The organism is Paramesorhizobium leguminum (genome assembly GCF_003217235.1).
In the GTDB taxonomy this organism is placed as follows: Bacteria; Pseudomonadota; Alphaproteobacteria; order Rhizobiales; family Rhizobiaceae; genus Paramesorhizobium; species Paramesorhizobium leguminum.
The window spans coordinates 149203-175810 of the sequence record NZ_QJTF01000001.1 but is presented as its reverse complement, the minus strand read 5'-3'; the positions used below and the strand labels follow the sequence as shown (position 1 = coordinate 175810).

Annotated in this window: 26 protein-coding genes; 13 read left to right on the top strand and 13 right to left on the bottom strand. The window is 61.1% G+C overall.

Annotated features, from left to right (window positions below):
• Window positions 1–8: 8 nt before the first annotated feature.
• Window positions 9–806 carry an NAD-dependent epimerase/dehydratase family protein gene (locus C7477_RS00840; protein WP_110748113.1) on the bottom strand — a complete coding sequence of 266 codons (798 nt, stop codon included), beginning with the start codon at window positions 804–806 and terminating at the stop codon, window positions 9–11.
• 183 nt (window positions 807–989) lie between these two features.
• Here C7477_RS00840 and C7477_RS00835 point away from each other — a divergent pair, with 183 nt between their 5' ends.
• The 7 genes from C7477_RS00835 (at window position 990) to C7477_RS00805 (ending at window position 7685) form a co-directional block, all read left to right on the top strand.
• A complete protein-coding gene (locus tag C7477_RS00835; RefSeq protein ID WP_110747707.1) occupies window positions 990–1739 on the top strand; it encodes a FadR/GntR family transcriptional regulator in 750 nt (249 codons plus the stop codon).
• 86 nt (window positions 1740–1825) lie between these two features.
• On the top strand, window positions 1826–2731 hold the full coding sequence (gene kdgD, locus C7477_RS00830) for a 5-dehydro-4-deoxyglucarate dehydratase (protein WP_110747704.1): 906 nt from the start codon (window positions 1826–1828) through the stop codon (window positions 2729–2731).
• 7 nt (window positions 2732–2738) lie between these two features.
• A complete protein-coding gene (locus C7477_RS00825) occupies window positions 2739–3875 on the top strand; it encodes a mandelate racemase/muconate lactonizing enzyme family protein (RefSeq protein WP_110747700.1) in 1137 nt (378 codons plus the stop codon).
• Window position 3876: 1 nt separating this feature from the next.
• Entirely contained in the window at window positions 3877–4758 is an 882-nt protein-coding gene (locus C7477_RS00820; protein ID WP_110747696.1) for an amidohydrolase family protein, read from the top strand.
• 57 nt (window positions 4759–4815) lie between these two features.
• The gene (locus tag C7477_RS00815) at window positions 4816–5790 is read left to right on the top strand and encodes a TRAP transporter substrate-binding protein (protein ID WP_110747693.1); all 975 of its coding nucleotides are present in this window, start codon (window positions 4816–4818) and stop codon (window positions 5788–5790) included.
• 90 nt (window positions 5791–5880) lie between these two features.
• The gene (locus C7477_RS00810) at window positions 5881–6405 is read left to right on the top strand and encodes a TRAP transporter small permease (protein ID WP_110747690.1); all 525 of its coding nucleotides are present in this window, start codon (window positions 5881–5883) and stop codon (window positions 6403–6405) included.
• Window positions 6405–7685, top strand: a complete 1281-nt coding sequence (locus C7477_RS00805; RefSeq protein WP_110747687.1) for a TRAP transporter large permease — start codon at window positions 6405–6407, stop codon at window positions 7683–7685. The genes C7477_RS00810 and C7477_RS00805 overlap by 1 nt, the downstream gene beginning before the upstream one ends.
• A gap of 279 nt (window positions 7686–7964) precedes the next feature.
• On the opposite strand, the gene C7477_RS00800 is transcribed toward C7477_RS00805, so the two are convergent.
• The 9 genes from C7477_RS00800 to C7477_RS00755 all read right to left on the bottom strand — a co-directional run bounded on the left by C7477_RS00800 (window position 7965) and on the right by C7477_RS00755 (window position 18215).
• Window positions 7965–9038: an ABC transporter ATP-binding protein gene (locus C7477_RS00800; protein ID WP_110747684.1), complete on the bottom strand. Its 1074-nt coding sequence runs from the start codon at window positions 9036–9038 to the stop codon at window positions 7965–7967.
• Window position 9039: 1 nt separating this feature from the next.
• Window positions 9040–10968 carry a glycoside hydrolase family 127 protein gene (locus tag C7477_RS00795; protein ID WP_110747681.1) on the bottom strand — a complete coding sequence of 643 codons (1929 nt, stop codon included), beginning with the start codon at window positions 10966–10968 and terminating at the stop codon, window positions 9040–9042.
• 23 nt (window positions 10969–10991) lie between these two features.
• Window positions 10992–12041: a carbohydrate ABC transporter permease gene (locus tag C7477_RS00790; protein ID WP_245411679.1), complete on the bottom strand. Its 1050-nt coding sequence runs from the start codon at window positions 12039–12041 to the stop codon at window positions 10992–10994.
• A complete protein-coding gene (locus C7477_RS00785) occupies window positions 12038–12949 on the bottom strand; it encodes a carbohydrate ABC transporter permease (protein ID WP_110747678.1) in 912 nt (303 codons plus the stop codon). Before C7477_RS00785 ends, C7477_RS00790 begins: the two co-directional genes overlap by 4 nt.
• Before the next feature lie 182 nt (window positions 12950–13131).
• On the bottom strand, window positions 13132–14370 hold the full coding sequence (locus C7477_RS00780; RefSeq protein ID WP_110747675.1) for an ABC transporter substrate-binding protein: 1239 nt from the start codon (window positions 14368–14370) through the stop codon (window positions 13132–13134).
• A 196-nt stretch (window positions 14371–14566) separates the two neighbouring features.
• On the bottom strand, window positions 14567–15598 hold the full coding sequence (locus tag C7477_RS00775; protein ID WP_245411678.1) for a LacI family DNA-binding transcriptional regulator: 1032 nt from the start codon (window positions 15596–15598) through the stop codon (window positions 14567–14569).
• A 65-nt stretch (window positions 15599–15663) separates the two neighbouring features.
• Window positions 15664–16365 (bottom strand): pirin family protein, encoded by a 702-nt coding sequence (locus C7477_RS00770; RefSeq protein WP_110747668.1) that lies wholly within the window; start codon window positions 16363–16365, stop codon window positions 15664–15666.
• 254 nt (window positions 16366–16619) lie between these two features.
• Window positions 16620–17222: an alpha/beta hydrolase gene (locus tag C7477_RS00760; protein WP_110747665.1), complete on the bottom strand. Its 603-nt coding sequence runs from the start codon at window positions 17220–17222 to the stop codon at window positions 16620–16622.
• Between the two features lie 60 nt (window positions 17223–17282).
• Entirely contained in the window at window positions 17283–18215 is a 933-nt protein-coding gene (locus tag C7477_RS00755) for a VOC family protein (protein ID WP_110747662.1), read from the bottom strand.
• Between the two features lie 138 nt (window positions 18216–18353).
• Here C7477_RS00755 and C7477_RS00750 point away from each other — a divergent pair, with 138 nt between their 5' ends.
• Both C7477_RS00750 and C7477_RS00745 read left to right on the top strand, forming a co-directional pair.
• Window positions 18354–19253 carry a LysR family transcriptional regulator gene (locus C7477_RS00750; protein WP_110747659.1) on the top strand — a complete coding sequence of 300 codons (900 nt, stop codon included), beginning with the start codon at window positions 18354–18356 and terminating at the stop codon, window positions 19251–19253.
• 86 nt (window positions 19254–19339) lie between these two features.
• The gene (locus C7477_RS00745; RefSeq protein ID WP_110747656.1) at window positions 19340–20530 is read left to right on the top strand and encodes an MFS transporter; all 1191 of its coding nucleotides are present in this window, start codon (window positions 19340–19342) and stop codon (window positions 20528–20530) included.
• Here C7477_RS00745 and C7477_RS00740 read toward each other — a convergent pair.
• Window positions 20493–21428 (bottom strand): LysR family transcriptional regulator, encoded by a 936-nt coding sequence (locus C7477_RS00740; RefSeq protein ID WP_110747653.1) that lies wholly within the window; start codon window positions 21426–21428, stop codon window positions 20493–20495. The genes C7477_RS00745 and C7477_RS00740 overlap by 38 nt on opposite strands.
• Before the next feature lie 90 nt (window positions 21429–21518).
• Between C7477_RS00740 and C7477_RS00735 the strand changes: the two genes are divergently transcribed.
• Window positions 21519–21986 carry an ester cyclase gene (locus tag C7477_RS00735; protein WP_342633254.1) on the top strand — a complete coding sequence of 156 codons (468 nt, stop codon included), beginning with the start codon at window positions 21519–21521 and terminating at the stop codon, window positions 21984–21986.
• Window positions 21986–22909, top strand: a complete 924-nt coding sequence (locus C7477_RS00730) for an NADP-dependent oxidoreductase (protein WP_110747647.1) — start codon at window positions 21986–21988, stop codon at window positions 22907–22909. The genes C7477_RS00735 and C7477_RS00730 overlap by 1 nt, the downstream gene beginning before the upstream one ends.
• Window positions 22910–22960: 51 nt before the next feature.
• Here the strand turns inward: C7477_RS00730 and C7477_RS00725 are convergent, their stop codons facing one another.
• Window positions 22961–23722: an SDR family NAD(P)-dependent oxidoreductase gene (locus C7477_RS00725; protein WP_110747644.1), complete on the bottom strand. Its 762-nt coding sequence runs from the start codon at window positions 23720–23722 to the stop codon at window positions 22961–22963.
• A 128-nt stretch (window positions 23723–23850) separates the two neighbouring features.
• Here C7477_RS00725 and C7477_RS00720 point away from each other — a divergent pair, with 128 nt between their 5' ends.
• A complete protein-coding gene (locus tag C7477_RS00720) occupies window positions 23851–24447 on the top strand; it encodes a TetR/AcrR family transcriptional regulator (protein WP_110747641.1) in 597 nt (198 codons plus the stop codon).
• On the opposite strand, the gene C7477_RS00715 is transcribed toward C7477_RS00720, so the two are convergent.
• Window positions 24434–25330 carry a LysR family transcriptional regulator gene (locus C7477_RS00715; protein ID WP_110747636.1) on the bottom strand — a complete coding sequence of 299 codons (897 nt, stop codon included), beginning with the start codon at window positions 25328–25330 and terminating at the stop codon, window positions 24434–24436. The genes C7477_RS00720 and C7477_RS00715 overlap by 14 nt on opposite strands.
• 273 nt (window positions 25331–25603) lie before the next feature.
• Between C7477_RS00715 and C7477_RS00710 the strand changes: the two genes are divergently transcribed.
• Window positions 25604–26338 (top strand): SDR family NAD(P)-dependent oxidoreductase, encoded by a 735-nt coding sequence (locus C7477_RS00710; RefSeq protein WP_110747633.1) that lies wholly within the window; start codon window positions 25604–25606, stop codon window positions 26336–26338.
• Window positions 26339–26608 lie beyond the last annotated feature (270 nt).

Here is a 26608-nt window from a genome sequence, read left to right as displayed (position 1 = left end):
GCTCCAGGTCAGCCTTCCCCAAAGATCGGATCCTGTGTGAACTGGCCGCCTTGATAGAGCGCGAGCGGATCGGTCGGCGATGGGCGCCCAATTTCGGCATCGAGTTCGGCCCGGAAGCGCTCGGCATTGTCTTTCGGACGCCAGCCCAGATAGGCGGCGTGGGAATTGTCCCACCACTTGCTGTCATTATCCGAAATGCCCCAGATGATCGGGCAACCAAGCATCGGGGCGCGGAAAACGCAGTCGATCATCGACGCGAAATCGTCGTACGACATCCAGGTGGACAACATGCGGTGATTCTTCGGCTTCTCCATGCAGCTGCCGATGCGCACCAGCGCCGTCTCCTGGCCGAACTTCTCGAAATACATCCGCGCCAGCGCCTCGCCGAAGCACTTGGACACGCCATAAAGCCCATCCGGCCGCATCGGCGCCGTCGCGTCGATATGTTCGTCCTGACGATAGAAGCCGACGGTGTGGTTGGAACTGGCGAAAAGGATGCGCGGCTGGCCATGGGCGCGGGCGGCCTCGTAGAGGTTATAGAGGCCAAGCAGGTTGGCGTTGAGGATTTTGGAGAATTTGTCCTCCACCGAGATACCGCCAAGATGCAGGATGCCATCGCAGCCTTCGACGAGCCGGTTGACGGCGTCCGCATCCCCCAGATCGCAGGTCACCAGTTCCTCATGCGGCGCCGCCTCGCCCAGATCGGTGATGTCCGACAGCCGCAGCACTTCGGCAAAACCCTCAAGGCGCGGACGCATGGCCCGGCCCAGCCCCCCGGCGGCGCCGGTAATCAACAATCGCTTCATTTCATTTTCCTCCGACTTCATGACTGAACGGCGCTGGCGCATCCGTTGAATATATCAAATTCATCATACAGGTTGACGAAACCGGGTCAATAAGTCGTATATGGGATGGGGAGCCATTCGACATCTGGAGGAGAAGGGACCTGATCGGCGAACAATCGATCAGGCACCAAGCAGGAGGGATCGATGAGCATTGAGACAAAGACGGAAGCAGGTCCCGCGGCAAATACCACGCTGACGACGCGCCTCGCCGATACATTGCGCAAGGCGATTGCCAACGGCCAGTATCCGCCCGGCAGCAAGCTGCCCAGCGAAGCGCAGCTGACGGAAACTCATGGTGTCAGCCGCACCGTCGTGCGTGAGGCGATCGCCGAGCTGCGCGCGGATCAGCTGGTTGAGGCGCGTCAGGGGTCCGGCGTCTTTGTCCTTGAAGGCAGGGTGCAGCCACCGGCGCAACTATCGCTGCGAAACGTCGATCATGCCCGCGTTTCCTCGATGATCGAGCTTCTGGAACTGCGAACGGCCGTGGAAGTCGAGGCTGCGGGGCTTGCGGCATTGCGCCGCTCGCCCGCGCAAGAGGAAGTGATTCTTGAGCGGCACTATGCCGTGCGCCTCTGCCTGGAAGCCGGCAGGCCGACCAGCGAGGCGGATCTTGCCCTGCATCTTGCAATTGCCGAGGCGACCAACAACCCGCGCTTTCGCGAGTTCCTGGCGATGATCGGCAGGAACGTCATACCCCGTGCGGCGCTGCATAATGACGATTCGGAAACCGACCAAGGCGTTTATATCGATCTCCTTCTTCGAGAACATGAAGAGATCGTCCAGGCGATTTCCAGCGGCGATGAGGACGGCGCGCGCGAGGCGATGCGGCGTCATTTACGCGGCAGCCAAGGGCGCTATCGCGGGCTGCTGCGCGAACAGCGCAAACATGTATGATGGGTGATTGACAGCTATTTGCGAAAAACATATGACAAGTTTGCCTGGGAAGAGGACCCGGGACGGAATGGGAGGAAATACTTAGAATGACGCCGCAAGAGATCAAGGCAGCGCTCGGCGCGGGCCTGCTATCGTTCCCCGTGACGCATTTTGACCGGCAAGGCGAATTCCAGCCGGAAAGCTATCGCCGCCACATCGAATGGCTGTCGGGCTTCGAAGCTCCGGTTCTCTTTGCCGCCGGCGGTACCGGCGAATTCTTCTCGCTGTCGCCTCAGGAAATTCCCGGCATCGTCCGCGCCGCCAAGGAAGCCGCCGGCAAGACGGCGATCGTCTCAGGCTGCGGCTTCGGCGCCCATGTCGGCGTGGAGCTGGCGCGCGAGGTCGAAAAGGCCGGCGCTGACGGCATCCTGCTTCTTCCGCACTACATGATCGACGCCCCGCAGGAGGGGCTTTACCACCACGTCAAGCGCATCTGCCAGTCGGTCGGCATCGGCGTGATGGTTTATAACCGCGATAATTCGGTGCTTACGGTGGATACGCTGAAGCGCCTCTGCGACGAATGCCCGAACCTGGTCGGCTTCAAGGATGGCACGGGTGATATCGGCTCCGTGCGTCAGATCACCGCGACCATGGGTGACCGCCTCACCTATCTGGGCGGCATGCCGACGGCGGAACTTTTCGCCGAGGCTTATCTCGGCGCGGGCTTCACCACCTATTCCTCCGCCGTCTTCAATTTCGTGCCGCAATTGGCAGTCGAATTTTATACAGCCCTCCGCGCGGGCGACCGCGACCGCTGCGAGACCATCCTGCGGGATTTCTTCTATCCCTTCATGGCGATCCGCAACCGCCGCAAGGGCTATGCCGTTTCGGCCATCAAGGCCGGCGTACGCCTGCAGGGCTTCGATGCCGGCAAGGTGCGGCCTCCGCTCGATGATTTGACGGCGGAAGAAGAGGGAATGCTCGAAGCCCTTATCGCACCGTGGAAGCGCTGAGGCTCAGATGAAGATATCAGCGGTCCGCACTCATCTCCTTGAATACCGGCTGCAAGTGCCGTTTGAAAGCGCGTCCATGCGCTTCGATCGCCGTGCGCATGTGCTGGTCGAGATCGAGTGCGACAACGGCCTGACGGGCTGGGGCGAGTGCCTCGGTCCGGCTCGCGCCAATGCGGCGGTGGTGGCGAGCTACACGCCATGGCTGATAGGCGCTGACCCGCTTGAGACAGAAAAGATCTGGGCGCGGCTCTACAATGCCCTGCGTGACCAGGGCCAGCGCGGGCTGACGGTGACGGCGCTGTCGGGCATCGACATCGCGCTCTGGGATATCAAGGGCAAGCATTTCGGCGTCCCCGTCTCGACGCTCTTAGGCGGACGGTTCCGCGAAGAGGTGCGCGCCTATGCCACCGGCGGCTTCAAGCGTGAAGGCGTCGACCGCGTCGCCGATAATGCCGCCGATGCGGCGCGCTATAAGGCGGAGGGGTTCCACGCCACCAAGATCAAGATCGGCTTCGGCGTTGAAGAAGACTTAGCCGTCATCCGCGCCGTGCGCGAGGCGGTCGGGCCGGACATGCGGCTGATGGTCGATGCCAACCACGGTTACGACGTGCTTGAGGCCGTCGAGTTTGGCCGACGCGCGGCGGAGCTTGGCATCGACTGGTTCGAGGAGCCGGTGGTGCCTGAGCAGCTCGACGCATACCGCGCGGTTCGCGCCGGCCAGCCGATCCCGGTTGCCGGAGGCGAAACCTGGCATACGCGCTGGGGCATGAAGGAGCCGGTCGAGACGCGCGCCGTCGATATTGTCCAGCCCGATCTTGCCGGCGTCGGCGGCTTCACCGAAGCCAAGCGCGTTGCCGACATGGCGGCGCTGCATGGCGTACGCGTCGTGCCGCATGTCTGGGGCACGGCGGTGCATATCGCAGCGGCGCTGCAGTTCATGGCGGCGATGGTGCCGAACCCGGTGCGGGTAAACCCCATCGAGCCGATCCTTGAATTCGACCGCACGGACAATCCGTTCCGGCAGGCGGTGGTCAAGACGCCAATTGAACATGTTCGCGGGGTGGTCAAAATCCCGGATGGCCCCGGGCTCGGCATCGAGATTAATCGCGATGCGCTTGCCGAGTTCCGGATGAAGGATGATTGAGATGCTGGTCAGAACGCTTTCCGGAAAAGCCCCGAAGATGACACTGCCGAAAGGCGCGGTCGATACGCAGATGCACATGTATCTGCCCGGCTTCCCTGCCCTGCCCGGCGGTCCGCCGCTCCCGGCAGGCGCCCTCCCCGATGCGGACCAGTATCGCCAGTTCATGCGCTGGCTCGGCATAGACCGGGTGATCATCACCCAGGGCAACGCCCACCAGCGCGACAATTCCAATCTCATCGCCTGCCTCAACGAAATGGGCGACATCGCCCGCGGCGTCGCCGCAATCGATGGCGACACGCCGGAAACCGAACTCGACGCGCTTGCCGATGCAGGCGTGGTTGGTGTGCGGATCATGGATCTGCCTGGTGGCGCTGTGGGTCTCTCGGCGCTGGAAGCCGTCGATGATCGTGCGGCTTCCCGCGCGTGGATGCTTGCCGTGCAGTTCGACGGCAGCAATATCCTCGAACACGAGCCGCGCCTCAAAAAGCTCAAATCCCGCTGGGTGCTCGATCATCACGGCAAGTTCTTTTCCGGCGTCACGCCGGATAGCCAGCAGATCGACGCCGTCAAGCGGCTGATCGACGGCGGCAATTGCTGGTTCAAGTTCGCCGGCGTCTACGAATCATCGAAGAGCGGCGCGCCGGATTACGAGGATGTCGCGGCGGTTGCCCGCGCGCTCGCCGCCCATGCGCCGGAGCGGATCGTCTGGGGCAGCAACTGGCCCCACAATCTGGCGAAGACCCAAACAGAATACCCCGACGATGCGGCTTTGACCGACACCGTGCTGTCCTGGATACCGGATGAAGCCGGTCTCAGGCTCGCCCTCGTCGAAAACCCCGAACGCCTCTACGGCCTCAAGCCGTTCGCCAGCAAGGAACAGTAACCCAAACCGGGACGGGGCGAGGAGGCTCCGCCGGAACCATCCAAGGAGGAGGATACCATGAAGATTGCAAAATCACTTTGCCTCGCGCTGGGGCTTACGCTCGCCTCGGGCACCCTGCATGCGCAGGAAATCACGCTGCGTTCGGCGGACATCCATCCGGATGGCTACCCGACCGTCGATGCGGTGAAATACATGGGCGACCTGGTGTCGGAGCGCACCAAGGGCCGCATCAAGATCAGCGTCTCGAACAACGCCTCGCTCGGCACCGAAAAGGACACGATCGAGCAGACCCGCTTCGGCGTCATCGACATGAACCGCGTCAATGCCGCGCCGTTCAACAATCTCGTGCCGCAGACCGTCGTGCTCGGCCTGCCCTTCCTGTTCCGCGATACCGAACATATGCACAAGGTCGTTGACGGCCCGATCGGCGATGAAGTTCTCGCCGCTTTCGAACCGCATGGCCTCGTCGGCCTCGCTTTCTATGATTCCGGCGCGCGGTCCTTCTACACGACCAAGAAGCCGATCGAGAAACTGGAAGATTTGAAGGGCCTGAAAATTCGTGTCCAGCAGTCCGATCTCTGGATTGCGATGATGCAGGCCTTCGGCGCCAATGCCACCCCGATGCCCTTCGGCGAAGTCTATTCGTCGCTTGAGACCGGCGTCGTCGATGGGGCCGAAAACAACTGGCCTTCCTACGAGTCTTCGCGCCATTTCGAAGTTGCGAAGAACTATACCCTCACCGACCATTCGCTGAATCCCGAAATCCTCGTCATGTCCAAGATCAGCTGGGACAAGCTCTCGCCTGAGGACCAGAAGGTCATCAAGCAGGCCGCGAAGGATTCGGTCGGCAAGATGCGCGAACTCTGGCAGGCCCGCGAAAAGACATCCGAAGAGAAGGTGCGCGCGGCTGGCGTCAACGTGATCAAGGTCGACAAGACCCCGTTCGCGGATGCCATGAAGCCGGTCTATGACAAGTTCATCACCGACCCGCAGATGAAGGACCTGGTGGAGCGCATCCGCGCCATCAACTAAATGAGTACCAGGCCGGCCCGGACAAATCCGGGCCGGCCTTTGCATTTCAGGGCTGCCATCGCGCAGGCCCGAGCCTCTGGAGGAAAGGCAATGTCGCATTTCATGCAAACCGTCCGGCCCACGCTTGCCTGGCTCAGCCGAGCGTCTCTCTATACCGCCGGCGCTGGGATCGTCGCCATGACGGCGATTGTCGGCTGGCAGGTTTTCGCCCGTTACATGCTCAACGACACGCCCAGTTGGGCAGAGCCGCTGTCACTGCGGCTGATGTCGTGGTTCATCATGCTGGGCGCGGCCGTGGGTGTACGGGAAAGCGTGCATCTTGGCCTGGATTTCGTCCGCCACGCCGCCTCCCCGGCGATACAGAGGATCATGGATCTCATCGGACTCGGGTTAATCATCCTCTTTGGGCTGGCCATGACCTTTTATTCGGTCAAGCTCGCCGCCGGGACCTGGACCGCGACTATCCCTGTGCTCGGCTGGCCGGGTGGCGTTGACTTCTTCCCGATGATCATAGGTGGCTTGCTGATTTCGCTGTTCGCCGCCGAACGCTTCGCTGATGTGGCCGCCGGTTCTCAGGCCGTTGCCGCCAATGTAATTGTGCAGGAGGCCGCGTGATGGCTTATACGGTTCTCTTCGGCACCTTCGTCGCACTGATGGCCTTCGGCGTACCCATCGCCTTTTGCCTCGGCATCGCCTCGCTTGCGACGGTTCTGTACCTGGGCCTGCCGCCCATCGTCGTCTTCCAGCAGATGAACTCCGGCATGAGCGTGTTCGCCATGATGGCGATCCCGTTCTTCATCTTCGCCGGCGATTTGATGGTGCGTGGTGGCATCGCTGATCGCCTTATCCGTTTTGCCGCCGGCCTCGTCGGGCATCTGCGCGGCGGGTTGGGCCAGGTCAACATCGTCGCTTCGACGCTTTTCGGCGGCATCTCCGGCTCGGCCGTCGCCGATGCCTCCGCCGTGGGCGGCCTGATGATCCCGCAGATGGCGGCGCGCGGCTACGACCGCAGCTATGCCGTCAACGTCACGGTCAACGCCGCGATCATCGCCCTGATGATCCCGCCTTCGCACAACATGATCCTCTATTCGATCGCGGCCGGCGGTAACGTCTCGGTCGCCGACCTGTTCACCGCCGGCGTCGTGCCTGGGCTGCTGCTCGCCGGAGCGCTGATGGTAACGGCCTATATCGTCGCCCGCCGGCGCGGCTATCCTTCGGAGCCATTCCCAGGCTTCAGCCGCCTCGGCTATTATCTGCTCGCCTCGTTTCCGGGCCTGCTCCTGATCGGCATCATTTTCGGCGGCGTTCGCTCCGGCATCTTCACCGCCACGGAAAGCTCCTGCATCGCGGTGTTCTATGCCCTGCTGGTGGCGCTCTTCGTCTATCGCGAACTGGACTGGCGCGGCTTCGTCGAAGCGGTCCTCGGCGCTGTACGCACAACGGCGATGGTGCTGCTCGTCATCGGCGCGGCTGCCTCTTTCAGCTGGCTGATGTCGTTCCTGCAGGTGCAACAGGTTCTGGTCAGTGTAATCGGCGCCGTCTCGGACAATCCGATCATCGTGCTGCTGCTCATCAACATAGTGCTGTTGATGCTCGGCACTTTCATGGACATGGCGCCGCTCGTCATCATCTCAACGCCGGTGCTTCTGCCGGTGGCCAAGGCTTTCGGCGTCGATCCGGTGCATTTCGGCGTTGTGATGATCCTTAACGCAGGCATCGGCCTCAACACCCCGCCGGTCGGCACAGTGCTGTTCGTCGGCTGCGCTGTCGGCGGCATCACGATCCGCGAAGCGATGCGCACCATCTGGCCCTTCTTCGGCGCAAGCGTCGCGGTGCTTCTGCTCGTCACTTACATACCGGGCCTGTCGCTTTGGCTACCGAGCCTGTTCAAGTAAGATAGCCTAAAACCGTGCGCCCCATGGGCGCACGGTACTCTACGGTCTTTAGAGCGGTTCATGTTTTGATGGAATCGCCAAGCGCCCTCGCCCTTCGAGGCTTCGTTCCGCTTCGCTTCACTACGCACCTCAGGATGAGGGCTACTGCGGCGTCGCAACCCTTCACCCTCATGGTGAGGTGCGAGCGTGAGCCAAGCCTCGAACCACGGGGGTGAAGGGCGCATAGGTGTTTCCGTGTAAAAATGAAATGCTCCAACTGCCGGTTAGACGACATCCAGCCTATCTTATCCGCGCACCTGACGCTTCAAAGATGCGATGATCGGCGGCGGCACAGCTAAGCCCGATCCTTCTTCCTGCCTCGATCGGCGCACCGGCCCTATATTCCGCAACGAGCGGCTGGCCGTCATCGAGCTGGCAATAGAGATATTGAGTACCGCCCAGATATTCGGCAAAATCCACTTTTGCCGGGATCGCCTCTCCGGAATTTTCAACGACGGCCAGATTTTCAGGCCGAATGCCGAACGTGATCTTCTCCCCGTCCTGCAGCCTCTGCGCCATGAGCGGCGATGCGATCTTGCCGCCGGCCAATTCAATATGATCGTTTCCGATCCATTTGGCATCGAGAAGGTTCATGCGCGGCGAACCGATGAAGCCGGCGACGAAGGTGTTGGCGGGATTTTCATAGACCTCGCGCGGGCTTCCCTGCTGTTCGATCCGGCCATTGCGCAGCACGACGATATTGTCGGCAAGCGTCATCGCCTCCGTCTGGTCGTGGGTGACATAGATCATCGTGTTGCCAAGCTCGCGATGCAGCCGGGCGATCTCGACGCGCATGGAGACGCGCAGTTCCGCGTCGAGATTGGACAGGGGCTCATCGAAGAGGAACACATCGGGCTTGCGCACGATCGCCCGACCGATCGCGACGCGCTGGCGCTGGCCGCCCGAAAGCTGTCCCGGGCGGCGGTCGAGAAGGTGGTCGATCTTCAGGATGGAGGCAGCGGAATTGACGCGCGCCTCGATCTCCTCGCGCCCAGTCCGTGCCATCTTGAGGCCAAAGGCGAGGTTTTCCCGCACGCTCATATGCGGATAAAGCGCATAGGACTGGAAGACCATGGCGATGCCGCGCTCCGATGGATCGAGATCGGTGACATCGCGCCCGTTGATTTCGATCTCGCCATCGCTGACTTCCTCAAGCCCGGCGATCATGCGAAGGAGCGTGGATTTTCCGCAACCGGAAGGGCCGACGAAAACCACGAATGACCCCTCCTTTATGGCGAGATTGACGCCATGGATGACATCCACATTGCCGAAGCTCTTGCGGATATCCTTGAGTATAACACCGGTTTCGGCCATTTTATCCACGGTTCAAATTCCCCGCCCGCATCCAGACAAGCATTTCGCCGGGCGCCCGGTTGTCCCAGAAAGGATAGGGGACAAAGCGCGCCGTCGTCTCCTGGTTTTCCGGCGGAGCGGCGCGATAGAGCACATCGCCCCAATCGGCCTTGTCGCGCGTGGCCGGGACATCCAAGGCGACCGCGCCGCGCAATTCGGGGATTTCGGCGGTTTCCGCATTCGCGACATCACCGGTCAGTTCAATGGCATTGAGGCCTTCGCCATTGTCGACGCCTTCCGCGCAATAGACCAGCGGCCCGCGCATCAGCGCGGCGCGGCCCGCATTCTGGCGCACCAGCGGATTGGTGAAAAGCGCGCGCGGAATGAGAGGGATGTCGAGATCGATGTGGTCGCCAGTCTTCCATTCGCGTTCGATGCGCGCATAGCCCTCGACCGTTACCGACGAAAGATCGAGCGTCTCGCCATTGATCTTGATCGAGGCGCCGTCCGCCCAGCCGGGGATGCGCAGCGACAGGGCGAAGCGGGCGGGTCTGTCCGTCGAAATCTCGAACCTTATGGCGCCATTCCAAGGATAGCGCGTCTTCTGCGCCAGCTCGACCTTGGCACCTCCGATCTCGAACTTGGCCTTGCTTTCCCCGTAAAGATGCACGGCGATCTCATCCTCGGCCACGGCATACATATAGGAACCGATGGAGGCCAGCAGGCGCGCGATGTTCGGCGGGCAGCAGGGGCAGTGATGCCAGGTCCAGCGGTGATGCTTGCCGGCGCTTTCCAGCGGGTTTTCATAAAAGAAGGTTTTGCCGTCGAGCGACAGGCCGGCCATAGCGCCATTATAGAGCGCCTGCTCCATGATATCGGCATAGCGCCGGTTTGGCCCGCGTCCAAGCATCCGGTTGGCCCAGAAGACGAGGCCGACGGAAGCGCAGGTTTCCGCATAGGCGCTTTCGTTGGGCAGGTCGTAATAATCGGTGAAGCCCTCGTTCGAGGCCGCCGGGCCGATGCCGCCGGTTATGTACATCTGCTTGGTCGTCAGGTCGTCCCAGAGCGTATCGAGCGCGGAGGTCAGGCTGTCGTCATTATATTCCGTGGCGATATCCGCCATGCCGGAATAAAGATACATGGCGCGGACGGCATGGCCGACGACCTTTTTCTGCTCGCGCACCGGCAGATGCGCCTGGCCGTATTCATAGGTCTTCTGGATGAAATCCTCAGGCTTGCGACCATCGCGAGCAGCCTCCTCATCGAAGAAATGCGGCTGCGTTCCACGCTCGTCGATGAAGAATTTGGATAGGTCGAGATATTTCTTCTGCCCCGTCACGCGGGCGAGCTTGACCAGCGCCAGCTCGATTTCCTCATGGCCGCAATAGCCGCGAAGCTGCCCTTCGCCATGGCCGAAGACGGTGATCAGGTAATCGGTGTAGCGGCACATGATATCGAGCAGCTTGCGCTTGCCGGTCGCTTGAAAATAAGCGACCGCGCCTTCGATCAGATGGCCGCCGCAATAGAGTTCGTGATGATCGCGGAGGTTGGTCCAGCGGCGGTCGGGCTGCACGCGCTGGAACCATGCGTTGAGGTAACCGTCCTCGTCCTGCATCTGCTCATACTTGTCGATGATCGCGTCTACACGGGCTTCCAGAGCGGGATTCGGCCTGCGGTACAGCGAATAGGCGACGGTCTCGATGGATTTTCCGAGATCGCTGTCCCAAAACATCTGCGTCGTGCCGCCCCATGGCTGGATGGGGATGACGATGCCGGGGCTAGGCTGGCTCATGTCGATTGCGTCCACCATGCCCGCCTCGACGCAGCGGTCGAGAAGCGTTTCGGCGGTCGACTCGCAGATGGCATCCTGCCGGTCGCCGAACAAGCCCGCAATCTCGACGTTCGGGACGGGCAAGGGGCGGAACTGGCGGTCTCTTTTCAGCTTGGTCATGGCTTGTCCATTTTATTCGAGAGTTATTTGACCGCGCCGGCCATGAGCCCGCGCATGTAATAGCGTTGCAACGCCAGGAAAACGATGAGGCAGGGGATCGTCATGACGGCGACGCCCGCCTGCACCGCCCCCCAGTTGATCGCGCCCAGACGCCCTGCGCGCACCGCCATCATCAGAACGGGTAGCGTATATTTCTCATTGCTCGACAAGAGCACGAGGGCGGCAAGGAACTCGTTCCAAGCGTTGAGGAAAGCGAAGATCGCGACGGTCGCCACGCCCGGCAGCACCAGTGGCAGCAGGACGCGGACGAGCAGCATGAGATCTCGCGCGCCGTCGATCCGCGCCGCTTCCTCGATCTCCTTCGGCACGGCATCGAAGGCGTTGCGCATCATGAAGACCGAGAAGGGGAGTTGCAGCGTCACATAGACGAGCGTCAGCCCAACCAGCGAATTATTGAGGCCGAGCTTGGCGAGGATGATGAACAGCGGCGTCAGGATCGACTGGAACGGGATCATCAGCGTTGCGATAACAAGCACGAACAAGACGTTCTTCAGCGGGAAGCGATAGCGCGAAAAGCCATAGCCCGCGAGCAGGCTGACCGCGACCGTCAGCACCACTGTCGCCAGTGACACGGCAAGCGAATTGACCGTGTGCTGCCAGACGCCAGCCCCGAAACTATCGAGCGAACGATAGGAGTCGAGGCTGAAGCCGTTTGTCGGCCAGGGCGGAATCGCCGGCTGGCGCGCTTCCGTGCCGTGCCTGAACGAGGCGAGCAGGGTGACGGCGAGCGGCGCGAGGAAGAAGAGCGCGATGGCAAGACCCGCGCCGTGATAGGCGAAGTTTTTGCGCAGTGTCTTAGCCCTTTTAAATCGGAGCCAGGCGCCCTCGTGGTTCGAGGCTTCATTCCGCTTCGCTCCATTTCGCACCTCACCATGAGGGCTACTAAGGCGCAGCTGCCCTTCACCCTCCAAGGTATTTGAGCGCCGCGCCCCTTCACCCTCATCCTGAGGTGCGAGCGAAGCGAGCCTCGAAGGACGCGGGTGAAGGGGATCGTTCATGCTTTTGTTGCTCATGGCCGTTCCTCCCCGATCTTCAGGAGCCGGAGCTGAGCGATGCTGATCAGCATCAGAATGACCAGAAGCGCGATGGAAAGCGCCGCGCCATAGCCCAGATTGAACGACACGAAGGACTGGTTGAAGATGTAATAGACGACGGAGATCATCCGGTTCTGCGGGCCACCCGATGTCATGATATAGAACTGGTCGAAGGCGAGGATCGAGCCTGTCACTGAAATGATCAGCGCCAGCGCGATCGTGCGGCGCATCAGCGGCAGGGTGAGATGGCGGAAGCGCTGCCAGCGCCCCGCGCCATCGATCCGCGCCGCTTCGGTCAGCTCGACCGGTATCGCCTGCAGACCAGTCAGAAGGATGATCATGGTGAAGCCGGCGATCTTCCATACCACCATGATGATGATCGTGAGGAATGCGCTGTCAAAGCTTGCCAGCAGGTTCGGGCTGCGCTCGACGAGACCAAGCGCCTTGAGGGCAGGGCCGATGAAGCCGCTATCGACATTGGCGAGCCACACCCAGAGGAGCGATGCTGTGGCAAGACCGATGACGACGGGCAGGAAGATGATGGTGCGATAGGTGCCGACGAAACGGCGTTGCTTTTCCACGAAGATAGCGAGCGGAAAGGCGATGGCGAAAATGGCGATGGTGACGATGATCGTATAGTAGGCGGTGAAGCGCAACGCCGACATGAAGCGGGCGTCGTTGGCCATGCGGATGTAATTGTTAAATCCGATCCAGCGTTGCGTGCCCATCAGCGGCCAGTTGTGCAGGCTCATCCATCCGGTGAAGAGAACCGGCACCACGAAGAAGACGATGACGAGCGCCATCGCCGGGGCGATGTAGAGCAGGCCTCGCCATTGGGTGGCGCTCCGGCGTTTGCGGGTGGATTGGTTTTGACCGGGATCGGTCATTTGATGCTCCGGGTGGGTTTCGCGCGCTCCCTCCCCCTTGCGGGGAGGGTGGCCCGAAGGGTCGGGTGGGGGTGGTGACGTTTGCGCGACGGTCTTCAGCAGTGGTGTAATCGTCACCACCCCCATCCGCCCGCTCCGCGGGCACCTTCCCCGCAAGGGGGAAGGAGGGCGTCGGCGTTACGTCACTGCCCGCTATCGATGATCGCCTGCATCTCGCCCTGGGCATTCGCGAACGCGCCATCCACGTCGTCGCCATAGATCGCGGCGTTGGTGAACGTCGCCCATGGCCCGTTGGCGCTGTTGATCAGGTCGTTGAACTGCAGCGTGTAGGGCGTCCTGGCGACAGCAATCGCCTTGAGGCCAACCTGCATGCGCGGATCGAGGCCCTTCAATGCCTCCTCCGCAATATCGCCGCGCGTGGGCAGGCTGCCATATTTCGCCATCACCTTCTGGCCTTCAAGCGAATAGACATATTCGAGGAATTCCTTCACCGCATCGAGCTTTTTGGTGCCCTTGGTGATGACGAAATTATCCCCGCCGGCAAAGGAAGACGTGCCGCCATCGATGCCGGGAATGAGCGTGACGCCGAAATCGATGTCGGGGTATTCTGTCACCAGCGTGCCGATGGCGAAGGCGCCGAGGCTTTGCTGGCCGATCTTGCCATTATTGAAGCTGAGGAAGTTCGTGCCATTGTCGGTCGCGGCACTTGGCGGAACCAGGTCCTTCTTGACCATGCTGCGATAGGCATCCACCGCCTTGCGCATCTGCGGCGTGTCGAGCGTCGCCGTCTTGCCGTCGGCGGAGAGAATATCCGCGCCCGATCCCCAGACCAGCGGCGTGAAGGTGAAGATCATGCAGCCGCCGCAAGCGCCGCCGGAGAAATAGAAGCCATAGGTATCGTCGCCAAGCTTGCGGATTTTTTCCGCATTGACCTCGATCTCCTGCCAGCTTGCCGGTGCCTTTTCAGGATCGAGCCCCGCCTGCTTGTACAGGCCCTTGTTCCAGGCGAAAACCGAGGTCTCCACAGAAAGCGGCAAGCCGTAAATGCGATCCTGATAGGTGCCGAGCTTGACGTGGGACGGCGACAGCGAATTGAAATAGGGAAGCTGCTTGGCCCAGTCGGTCAAGTCTTCCAGCTGGCCCGCAGCGGCGAAGGCCGGCGTATAGATCAAATCCATCGAAAGCGCATCGGGCGCCTGACCGCCGGCGATGGCTGTTGCATATTTCTGCACCAGCTCGGAAAAGGGCACTTCCGTCGCCGTGACCTTGTTTTCGTGGCTGGCGTTGTAGGCCTCCACCACCTTCTTGAAGGAATCGCCGACGCCGGTGCGAACCCACATTTCTATTGTCTCGGCGGCTGATGCCCCCGACATGAAGCAAAAAGTTGCGACGGCACTCGTCGCCAATAAACGCTTGATCATTGATATTCCCTCCCAAAATGGCGCGCCTCCCGCGCCAAACCATATTCCTCACGCTGCCTGCTATTTGCCCCTCACCCTTACCCTCTCCCCGTGAAGAACGGGGAGAGGGAGGCATCGACGTTGCCGCCTCCTCCTTCTCCCCGCACGCGGGCAGAAGGTCCGGCAGGGGATGAGGGGCATTCCAGCGCACGCAGCGCTAATCCTCCAAACTACCTCCACACGACTCCCGCACCACGAGATGGCACGGTAGTTTCCTCACACCCGCCTCCACCGGCTTTCCTTCCGCCAACGCAAGGATGGTCAAACCCGCCTCGCGCCCCAGCGCCTTCAATCCCATGTCCACCGAGGTCAGCGGCGGTCGCGTTTGTTCCGCCATGATCTCCCAATTGTCGAAACCGACGACCGACACATCCTCCGGCACCCGGATGGCCCGTTCACGCAGGGCATCGATGACGCCGCGGGCGATCTGGTCATTGCCGCAGAAGATGGCATCCGGCTTTTCGCCGCTCCTGCTCCAAATCTGCGCAACCGCCTCCCGGCCCCAGCTTTCCGCCCATATCCCGTACATCACCGGCTCCGCATCGCCCGCGATTTGCGCGTAGGCGCCGGCGCGCTCGCGCACCGAGAAGAAGCTCTCCGGCCCGGTGATGTGGGCAATGCGGCGGCGCCCAAGCTTCACCAACCATTCGACCGCGAGCCGCGCACCCTGCGCATCGTCCGAGCGGAAGATCACGCTATCCGGCGGCCCTTCGGTATAGGCATAGACCACCGGCACCGGCAGGTTCGAGAGGTCGACCGGAAGGGACCTATCGAGCCGCTTGCCCGATGCGATGATGCCGTCCACCTGCTTGTCGAGCATGGCTTCGACATGGATCTGGCCCAGCGCCGGATCATCCTCGATGGCGCACAGAAAGACTGAAACGCCGTGATCGACGAGCGCTTCGGAAATACCGGCCATGACAGGCAGGGTGAAACGCCCATAAGTGTCGTTGGTCAACAGGCCGATGGTGAAGCTGCGCTTGCTGAGAAGGCCCCGCGCCAGCGCATTGGGCCGGAAGCCAATCTCCCTTGCGACGCGCTTTACCCGCTCCCGGGTTTCCTCGCCCATGCGACCGATACCGTTGAGCGCCTTCGACGCCGTCGATATGCTGACACCCGCAGCGGCGGCAACGTCACGGATGGTGATCCGTCCCTTTTTCCCTTCCTCCAGATTCAGTCCTGCCTCCATCAACTTATGGTGAGAAAACCTTTTCTCTGAGCGCATGTCAAGTGAGAAAAGGTTTTCTCTGCTCCTCAACGCGGCATATCGAAGAGAAGCGCTTTACCGTCCGTCAGCCATTCGATTTCCGGAACGGTCGCATCGGCAATCTGGAGCCCGTCGCCGGTTCTCAAGTCCTCATCTCCGATCCTTGCCAAGCCTTCGACGATATGAACGAAGACGAGCCGCCCGGCGGCGACGGGGATGGTGCTCATGTCGCCGTCTCTTGGATAGGCGATCGACACCCTGCTGTCGGAAAGAAGGGTAAGCGGCGCCTCGCCGGAGCGGCCGCCGGCGATCAGCGTCCAGTCGCGAGCCTCTTCGATATCAGGCAGGCGGATGTGCTGATAGTGCGGCGCCCGGTTCACAACATCAGGAATGAGCCAGATCTGCAGCAAATGCGCCGTCTCGCTCTGTGACGCGTTCATCTCCTGATGGCGCAGACCTGATCCCGCCGACATCAACTGCATTTCACCCGGCTCGATGGTCGAGACATTCCCCATCGTGTCCCGGTGCTCCAGCTTTCCCTGAAGGACCATGGTGAGGATATCCATGTTGTCGTGCCCATGTTCGGAAAAGCCCGAACCGGGCGCGATCCAATCTTCATTGATGACACGCAACGGACCGAAGCCCATCCGGGTGGGGTCCTGAAAGCCTCCGAAGGAGAATGTGTGATAGCTGTCGAGCCAACCCTTCGTCGTGTGGCCGCGGCTCATGTTTTCGTGGATGAGGATCATGGGGAAACTCCTTGCGAGATTGAGAACGGTTTATGTTTTGATGGAATCGCGAGGCACACCCCCCTCTGTCCTGCCGGACATCTCCCCCTCAAGGGGGGAGATTGGCTGTGATAACCGCTTTCGCTAAACCGTCACCGTTGCAGAACGAAGCGCCGTCATCGATGAAGGCCAATCTCCCCCCTTGAGGGGGAGATGCCCGGCAGGGCAGAGGGGGGTTACTGTCCCGCCGGCATTTCAATATGAATCGAACAACTCTACCGCGTCAGAAATGCCTGCAAATCCGAAAGCTCGTTCTGGCGAATCTCATGGCCGCCGGAATGCAGGCTAAGCTCGACGGTAGCCTCCTGCTGCGTGAAATAGCCGGCCAGCGCCTGGGTGAGTGGCAGCGGACAAATCGGATCGCGCTCGCCGGCGGTGATCAGTATCCGCCTCCCCTTCAGTCCCGCTTGCGGTTCGGGCGTCCACGGAATGAGCGGATGCATGAGCGCCGCCCGGTCGAACAGTTCAGGATGCTTGAACAGGACGGAGGCCAGAATGTTGGCGCCGTTCGAATAGCCGAGGCCGTAGACCGCACGGTCCGGATATTGCGCCTTGTGGGCGGTGATGAAGCCGGCCATTTTCTCGGTGCGGAGCGTAAGGTCATCCATGTCGTAGACGCCCTCGCCCGTGCGGCGAAAAAAGCGCTGCGCGCCGAACTCCGAAACATCGCCCCTTGGCGAGACGATGCCTGCATCCGGCAGAATTTCTCCCACCAGCTTCGTGAACTGGAACTCGTTGCCGCCAGTGCCGTGGAATGTGAACACCAGCGGCGCTCCGGCGGCGGGTTCCTTCCTGTAAGCTTCGTAAGAATTGATCATGGCTTTGTCTCCAGCGGACGAGGCCAATCGGCCCCGCCGCTTGTCGTTCGAAACGGTCGGTCAATCCTTGATCGGTTCGAGCAACTGCTCGATCTTTGCCCGATGCGGCTCGTAGCGCGCCGGCAATTTCAGCGCTTCGCCGAGATGCGCGGTGTCTTCGTCGCGGTCGAACCCCGGTTCGTTGGTGGCGATCTCGAACAGCACGCCGCCGGGTGTGCGGAAATAGATCGCCCAGAAATAATCGCGGTCGATGACAGGCGTGACCTGGTATCCGGTATCGAGCAGCGCCTTTCTCACCTCCAGTTGTGCGGCGCGGTCTTCCACGGCAAAGGCGATATGGTGGACGGACCCGGCACCCTCACGGGCATAGCCGGCCTGCGGCACCGTTTCGAGATCGATGAAATCGGCGCCATTGCCGCCCGGAATCGCAAAGCGCGACCAGTTGTCCTTGCTGTCCACTTTCTCGTAACCCATGAAACCGAGGAGCTCACGGGTGGCGCCGTCATCCTTCAGGCGCATGCTGGCGCCATGAAAACCCTTGATCGCTTCCGCCGCGCCGATTTCATCATGCAGCCAGCCCTCGCGGCGATCGTCATCGGTTTCGACCAGCGAGAACCCGTCACTATCCGGCCCATGAAAGCGCAGCCGCTTTTCGCCGAACACTTCGGTTTCCTGCAACCCTTTCACACCCAGCGTATCCAGCCGGCCCTTCCAATAGCCGAGCGATCCCCTGGGAATGGCGAAATAGGTTTCTCCCACTTCTCCAGCCCCCGGACGGCCGGCAGCGATATGCGGAAAGGGGAAATAGGTCATGACCGAGCCGGGCGTGCCCACTTCGTCGCCGTAATAGAGGTGATAGACATCCGGAGCATCGAAATTGACGGTCTTCTTGACGCGCCTGAGACCAAGCGTCCTGGTGAAAAAATCGCTGTTCACTTGCGCGTTGGCGGCCAGCGAGGTGACGTGGTGCAGGCCCTTGATCTGTGTGAGCATGGTTGTGTTCCTTCAATTTCCGGCGCGCTTCACCCTTGTTCTGGCGCCTTGTTCTGAGCCTAAAATGGGGGAACACCGCCGCGAAGAGAATAGAAATAATATTGACGATATAATTGCAAATCGTGCAATAATAGGCCGATGAACGATTTGAACGATATCCGGGTATTCCTCACGGTCGCCAAGCAGGGAAGCTTCGTCGCGGCCGCACGGCAGCTCTCAATGACCGCTCCGACGGTCACCCGCGCGGTCGGCGGTCTCGAAGAACGGCTCGGCGTGCAACTGCTCTTGCGCACCACGCGGCAGGTCTCGCTGACATCGGCGGGCGCGGTCTATGCGGCGCGTGTCGAACCGCTGCTCGAAGCCTTCGACGCGGCGGCGGAAGAGGTCCGGGCGGAGGAAGGCGAAGCTGCGGGGTTGATCAGGCTCAACGCGCCGCTATCGCTCGGTCAGCGAATCCTGCCAGACGTGGTATCCGGTTTTCGCGCCGGGCATCCGGGCATCGCGGTGTCGGCGACATTGACCGACCGCTTCATCGATATCGTGAACGACAGTTTCGACCTTGCGGTGCGCATTTCGGAGCCGCCGCGCGACAAATCCACCATCTGGCGCAAGATCTGCCGCGTGCGCCGGATGCTGGTGGCCTCTCCGGGATATCTCGCCGCCAACGGCACGCCGGAGACCCCTGACGATCTCAACGAAGCCGCCTGTATCGCTTACGATGAGGAGGCGCTTGCGGAGACGTGGGAGCTTTCGCATGCCGGAAGAACGCGCAAGGTGCGGGCCGGCAAGGTGCTCGCCGGAAACAACGGCGACCTGATCGCACGGCTTGCGGAAAATAGCGAAGGCGTGGCGCTGCTGCCATTCTTCATCGTCGAGGAGGCCGTCACCGCCGGCCATCTCGTGCCGATCCTTAACGGTTGGCAGCCGCCCGAACTGTGGCTGACGCTCTATTACCCGCCCTATGAAAAGCTTCCCATACGGGTGGCGAGGTTCTCGGACTTCTTCGAGACCTATGTGACGACGATCCGGCCGCTTTGATAGGCAGGGCATCACGTAAGTGTCGGATAGACGGCCCCAAGCCGATAATCTAGATAGCTGCAATCGGTCTCACAAAGGCAACAGGCATGAAAGCGCATCGGCAATCGCCATCCGGCAGCGGAATCGGCAGGACGCCCCTCTTCGCCATGGCGGCGGCGTGCGGCATTGCGGTTGCCAATCTCTACTACAACCAGCCGATGCTGGGGCTGATCGAGGCTGATTTCCATGGCCAGCCGACGACAGCGCTCATTCCGACGGCGACGCAGCTTGGTTATGCGCTGGGGTTGTTCTTCCTGGTGCCGCTTGGCGATCTTGTCCAGCGTCGCAAACTTATCGTCGTACAGTTCATCGTGCTGGCTGTTGCCCTTGCCATAACAGCCATGGCGCCATCGGCCGGATGGCTTGTGTTCGGCTCGCTGATTGTCGGCGTCGGCGCCACCGTAGCCTCGCAGATCGTCCCCTTCGCCGCAACTCTTGCCATGCCTGAAAGACGCGGGGCAGCCATCGGCACGGTCATGGCCGGCCTGCTTACAGGCATTCTCCTGAGCCGGACATTGTCGGGCTTCGTCGGCGAACATGCGGGCTGGCGTGAAATGTTTTGGCTCGGAGTGCCTCTCGCCCTCATCGCGGCCGGACTGATGTTCGTGACCTTGCCCGTTCATCGCTCCGCCTCGCGCATGCGCTATCTTACCGCCCTCAAATCGCTTGCCCATCTGTGGAACCGGGAACCGTTACTCAGAACCGCGACCATGGTGCAGGCGGCGCTCTTCGGCGCGTTTTCGGCCTTCTGGACGATCCTTGCGCTCTATCTGCAAAGTCCGCACTTCAAGCTCGGAGCCGATGTCGCCGGCCTGTTCGGCATCGTAGGCGCCGTCGGCATATTCGCCGCGCCGCTTGCCGGACGGATCGCGGACCGCCGCGGGCCCCATTTCGTCGTCTGGATCGGCGCCACGCTGACGCTTGTCGCTTGGGTGATATTCGGTATCTGGGGCTCGCTCATTGCGCTGATCGCGGGCGTGATCATACTTGATTTTGGCGCGCAGAGCGCGCTCGTCTCGAACCAGCATATTATCTATGCGCTCGATGCTGAAGCCCGCAGCCGGTTGAACACGGTGTTCATGACCGGCATGTTCCTGGGCGGCGCAACGGGATCGGCGCTCGCAACCATTGCCTGGCAGTACGGGCAATGGCCCGCAGTCTGCATCCTTGGCGGCCTCTTTGCCATTGTTGCCTTATGCGTCAAGGCGCTCTCTCGCCGGACACATGCAGCGACTTGAGCGTAAGGGATGCGATGCAGTCCCTGAACCATCGCTGGGCGGGATGAACGTCGTTTCGCCGATGCCATGACAGGACGAACTGGACTGGTTCCAGGTCGAGCGGCGGCGGCAGGATGACGAGATCGTCTGCGTGCCCGGATGCCGATACCACGCCGCCCATCAAGGTTGCGATCATATCGGAACGGGCAATCAACACGGGCGCCGCATACATATGCGGAAGGGTCAGCGCGAGACGCCGCTTCAACCCCTGTTTCGCCAGCGCCGCATCGACCATGCCAAACCGGTCGTTCTCGGGTGAGACCAGCAGGTGAGAGAGACGGAGAAAAGCGTTGATATCCAGCGGCGCTTCAGCGGCTGGATGTCCCTTGCGGACAATGCAGACGAATTTTTCCTGGAAAAGCGGGCGGTTGAGAATTCGTCCCGTCGGTGAAGGCGGAACGCCGATGGTGAGATCGACTTCACCGGAATCGAGCATGGCGATGGCGTCATCCCGCGCCGTGAAATTGTGGATACGCAATGTTATCCCCGGCGCCTGCTCGCGCAGGGCCTCAAGCAGACGTGGCAACAGCACAAAAGTTGGGTGATCGGAGAGTCCCAGGGAGAAACTCATCGTCGAGGTTGGCGGATCGAAACCTTGGGTGAATTGAAGCGTCCGCTGAATTTCGGCAAGCGCATGGCTGAGCGGCTCGGCCAAATCGAGCGCGCGCGGCGTCGGCTGGAGACCGTTCGGCCCGCGAATGAACAACTCGTCCTTCAAGAGGTTTCGCAGCCGCGAGAGCGCGGCGCTCATGGCAGGCTGCGTCCGCCCGATCCGCGCACCGGCGCGGGTCACGCTTCGCTCGGCCATCAGGGCATCGAAGGCGACGAGCAGATTGAGATCGATGCCATGTAAATCCATGACGTGGATGCTTGCACATATCGCATATCGATTTCAAGCATGACGCACGATCCGGTAAATCCTTCCCATCGCCTCACTTCAAGGAAAGCCATGATGGAAAGTGCCGAACATCAACCGAAAATATTTGGCCTTAGGCCGGAAGAGCAACGCGCGGTGGAGACGCTTTACCGCGCGTTCAGCGAGGGGAATCCGGATCTTCTCGACGAAGCCGTAACGGCCGATTGGCAGGATATTCCGCTTGCCCCGCACCAGCAGCCGGGCCGCGATGGCATGAAGCCGCTTATCCGGGAATTTGTCGCGGCCTTTCCAGACATCAATATCCATATCCATGAGATCATCGGCGCGCCGGGCCGCGCCGCCGTGCGCGCCGTCATTACCGGGACGCATACCGGCGAATGGTTCGGCATCTCGCCTACCGGCAGATCATTCGAGATGCCGATCCATGAATTTCACTATATCGATAATGGCAGGCTTACACATACCTGGCATCTCGAAGATTGGTTCGGCTGGCTGTTCCAGGTCGGCGCATGGCCTGTCCAATCGGAGGAGGCAGCGTGATGAAAGCGTTCCGCATTGCTCATTATGACGCTGCGCCGGTTGTTGATGACATACAGATGCCGGATGTAGGTCCCGACGAGGTTCTCGTCCGCGTCAGGGCGGCGAGCCTCAATCCGCTCGATGTGAAGATGCAACGCGGGTTCATGCACGCATACTTCCCGGTCAATTTCCCCTATACCCTGGGGACAGATCTTGCGGGCACGATCGAACGCACCGGTAGCGATGTCACGGGCTGGCACAAGGGTGACCCGGTCGTGGCGCGCCTGGACCCGACAAGCGGCGGGGCATTGGCCGAATTCGCGGTCGTCAAAGCCGGCTATCTGGTCAGCGCTCCGACATCCCTCTCGCTCGAAGACGCGGCGGGCATTCCTACGGCGGCAGGAACCGCCTGGCAGGCACTGTTTGAAATCGCGGATTTCAAGCGTGGCCAGAGCGTTCTTGTCCATGCCGGCGCCGGCGGCGTCGGTAGTTTTGCCATCCAGTTTGCCCGCGCCATCGGCGCCCGCGTGATTGCAACGGCATCGGGAACGGGGATCGATATCGCCCGCCGGCTCGGTGCGGACCAGGTGATCGATTATCGATCGGAGAACTTTGCCGACAAACTATCCGATATTGACGTCGTGCTCGACACGATCGGCGGCGAGACCCAGCAGCACTCGTTCAACGTTCTGCGTTCCGGCGGATATCTGCTTGCCACCTCGTCGCCGCCGGACGAAGCGCTCGCCAAGGCGCATAATGTTGCGGCGACCTTTGTTTTCCATATGTCGGATGGAAGCCGTCTTGGAAAAGTCATCGACGCGATTGACGCCGACTCGCTGAAGGTTCTCATCGACCGGAAAGTGCCATTGTCCGGCCTTTCCGGCGCGTTTGAGCATCAGGCATCAGGTCGCGCACGCGGCAAGATTATCATCACAACCGATTAAGCAGGGCGACGCCACAGCAATGCCGCAGTGGCGTCGTTCGATTTTTTCCGCCTAGATTCCGATACCGCCGGCCATATTCACGGCCTCACCGGTGATGTAGCCGGCATGGGGTCCGGCGAGGAAGCAGACGGTTTCGGCCACCTCTTCAAGGGTTGCGATGCGGCGGATCGGATGCATGTCGAGGATAGCGTCACGGTTCGGAAGCTCACCGGCAACCTCCGCCGCCATGTCCGTGGGCATGATGCCGGGCTGCACGACGTTCACGGTGATATTGCGGGGGCCAAGATCGCGCGCGATGCCCTTCGCGTAGCCGGCGAGCGCCCACTTGGTTCCGGCATAGTCGGCGACTCCAGGAAAAGGCACGACTGAGCCAAGGCGAGAGCCGATGAAAATGATGCGGCCACCGTCGGTCAGTCTGGGCGCCGCCGCCCGCGTGATGGCGATGCTGCCCATCACGTTGACCTGCCATTGGCGATTGTATTTGTCTCCATCAAGTTCTGGATCGTCCACCATGTGCCCCTGGATCGCGATGCCGGCATTGTTCACGAGGATGTCGAGCTTACCAAATTCGGCGATGACCTTATCGATCAGAGGCTTGGCGACCGTGAGGTCAGCCTGGTCGGCCCTGATCGCAATGGCGCGAACGCCCTTCGCCTTCAGCTTCTCAACCACGGCTTCGGCCTTCTCGCCCGACGCGGCGTAGCTGATCGCAACGTCCGCCCCCTGGTCGGCAAGCGTCTGCGCTATGGCAGCGCCAAGCCCGCGCGAGCCGCCGGTAACAAGCGCGACCTTGCCCTTCAATATTTTCGACATGAGAATCCGTCCTTTGTACCAATGTCATTATCGTAACGTTCGTTACTATAATGATCGGTATGAAATTTGACATCGACGGTCAAGCGTTTTAATAATGATCATTATGAAATAAAGTTGAGGCGGAGTTGATGGGACGCCATCGCGAATTTGACGTGGAGAAGGTGCTCGACGCCGCGCTATGCGTCTTCTGGCGCAAAGGCTATGAGGGCGCGTCCTATGCCGACCTGACAGAGGCTGCGGGCGTCGAGAGGCCCGCCCTCTATTCCGCATTCGGCAACAAGGAAGCGCTCTTCCGCCAAGTCCTCAATCGCTATTACGAGCGTTATCTGACCTATTTTCCCGTGGCGCTTCAGCTACCGACAGCGCGGGAGGTTGCCGAGCGCATCCTTTACAGCGCGATCGACCTCAACACACGTTATCCTGATCATACGGGATGTCTCGGCATCAACGGGGTTCTGGCCGGATCCGATGATGCGGAGCCTGTGCGGCAAGCGCTGATCGATGCCCGCGCGGCTGGCGAGGCGCAGCTTCGTGAACGCTTCGAGCGGGCAAAGGCCGAAGGAGACTTGCCGGAGACGGCCAAACCCGATGCGCTCGCGGCATTTCTGCTGGCTGTCCTTCACGGCATGGCGGTGCAGGCGAAAGCCGGCTTCAGCCGTGACATGCTGGAGGCAATTGCCGAACAAGCGCTTTCAACGTGGCCTGTCGACGTCAGTCGCGCGTAATGGACAGCCCCGTAAGAAGCGGAGCGTAGGCGGCAAGCCTGCGGGATATGAACTCCGTGAAGAGCCGTACGCGCTTCGTCGTGCGTATCTCCCCCTGCGTGAGAAGCCAGAGCGTTCCGTGCATATGCAGATCGCTGCCCGGCACCCTCACCAGCAGGGGGTCGGCATCTCCTACGAAGCACGACAGTGTCGTGATCCCGAGCCCTTGCCGTACTGCCGCGATCTGCGCCTCGCCGTCCGTGGTCTTGAACGGAACCGCCGTGGTGCGAACCTCACCCTCGCTGGCCCAGTCCGGAATTCCATGCATGCTTATGACGATCCACCGGATCGGATCCGGCGCGCCCGCACGCCATGCGGCCAGTAAATCGCGGGACATGTAGACGCCGCCGAACAAATCCGGCCCCTTCAAGGCATGGAGATTAAGCGGCAGAGTCTTGCGGTCGTAGACGACGCGGATCGCCACGTCGGCCTCCCGGTTGGTCAGATTTGCCAGCTCGCCGGACGACACGATTTCCATCTCGATCTCGGGATGCAGACGCGCGAAATCGGCGAAGTCCGGCATAAGCAGGTGTGCCGTGAGGGTCGGCGCCAGCGTCACCCGCAGAAGCCCGCGCACGCTCTGGTCGCGCCCGAAGACTCGTGTCTCCAGCTGGTGCGACGACGCTTCCATCTGGTTCGCGAGCTCGAGAACCTCCTCGCCCGCAGCCGTCAGGCGGTAGCCCGAAGGCAGCTTTTCGAACATCTGCGCGCCCAAGCGTTCCTCGAGCTGTGCGATGCGCCGCAGCACGGTCGAGTGATTCACTCCAATGCGTCCGGCTGCGGCCCGCACCGAGCCTCCGCGCGCCACGGCAAGAAAATAGCGAACATCATCCCAGTCGATCATGGTGCATTCCCGCGCCGCTCGGTGCGGCTTCCAAAGCCCGTATCTAACGCATCGTACGGCAGTACGAAAGGTTATCATAGCTTATGCCGACGAGCACGGCCCAATTCCAAGCGGCGCGCACCAACCGTCGGCGGCTGGCGTCAGCCGGCCAGCCGGATCGATTTTGCACCACCGATGTGCGCGCTTCCGCACTCAATGCCTGACTCCGGCGGACCTATGTAGAGGTCCTCGGGGCCGTTCCCGAACTACCAAAGACAAAATGAAAGAGAAATCATGGGAAAGCTTGAAGGTAAGGTTGCAGTCATCACGGGTGGATCGAGCGGCATGGCGCTGGCGAGCGCCAAGCGGTTCGTTGAAGAAGGTGCGTATGTCTTCATCACGGGCCGGAGGCAGGAGGCGCTGGACGAGGCCGTCAAGCTGATTGGCCGGAACGTGACCGGTGTGCGCGGCGACGCATCCAATCTCGACGACCTCGACCGCCTGTTCGATACAATTAGCCAAGAAAAGGGCAAGATCGACGTCCTGTATGCGAGCGCCGGCTGGGGCGAAGGCGTCCCACTGGGTGAGATTACTGAGCAGCATTTCGACGCGACCTTCAACCTGAATGCGCGCGGCACGCTGTTTACAGTTCAGAAGGCGTTGCCGCTGTTCAACGATGGCGGATCGATCTTCATGACCGGGTCAGTTGCTTCGCACAAAGGTTTTCCTGGCTACAGCGTGTATGCGGCGAGCAAGGCGACGTTGCACGCATTCGCACGCGGTTGGCTCAACGAACTCAAGGGCAGAAATATCCGGGTGAACGTACTGCATCCGGGGCCGATCGCCACGCCGATGCAGGACCAAGTTCTCACCGAAGAGGCGAAGCTGATGTTCGAATCCCTGATCCCGCGGGGAAAGATGGGGCTTCCCGAGGAAATTGCGGCGGTCGCGCTGTTTCTTGCGTCAGACGATTCGAGCTTCGTGAACGGGATGGAGCTGAATGTCGACGGCGGCTTCTCGGCCATCTGAATTCGCGCCGGATCGCTGAAAGCGACTGGCCGGCGAGAACCATAGTGAAACGGCTTCCGCGCTGAACGGTCACAGTCCGGCTACGCGAAAGTCGTTCCTCCTACGCGAAGATCGCCACGTAGCGAAACGTCTAACCCAGCGCCGTTCAGTGCCGGGGAAATCAATATCAACACGGATCGGAGAAATATTATGAGCTATGCGATTATAGGATTCGGCAAGGCCACGCCCTCGCCTAAGCATTCGCCCGTAAGTCCCGAGAATCTGCCATAA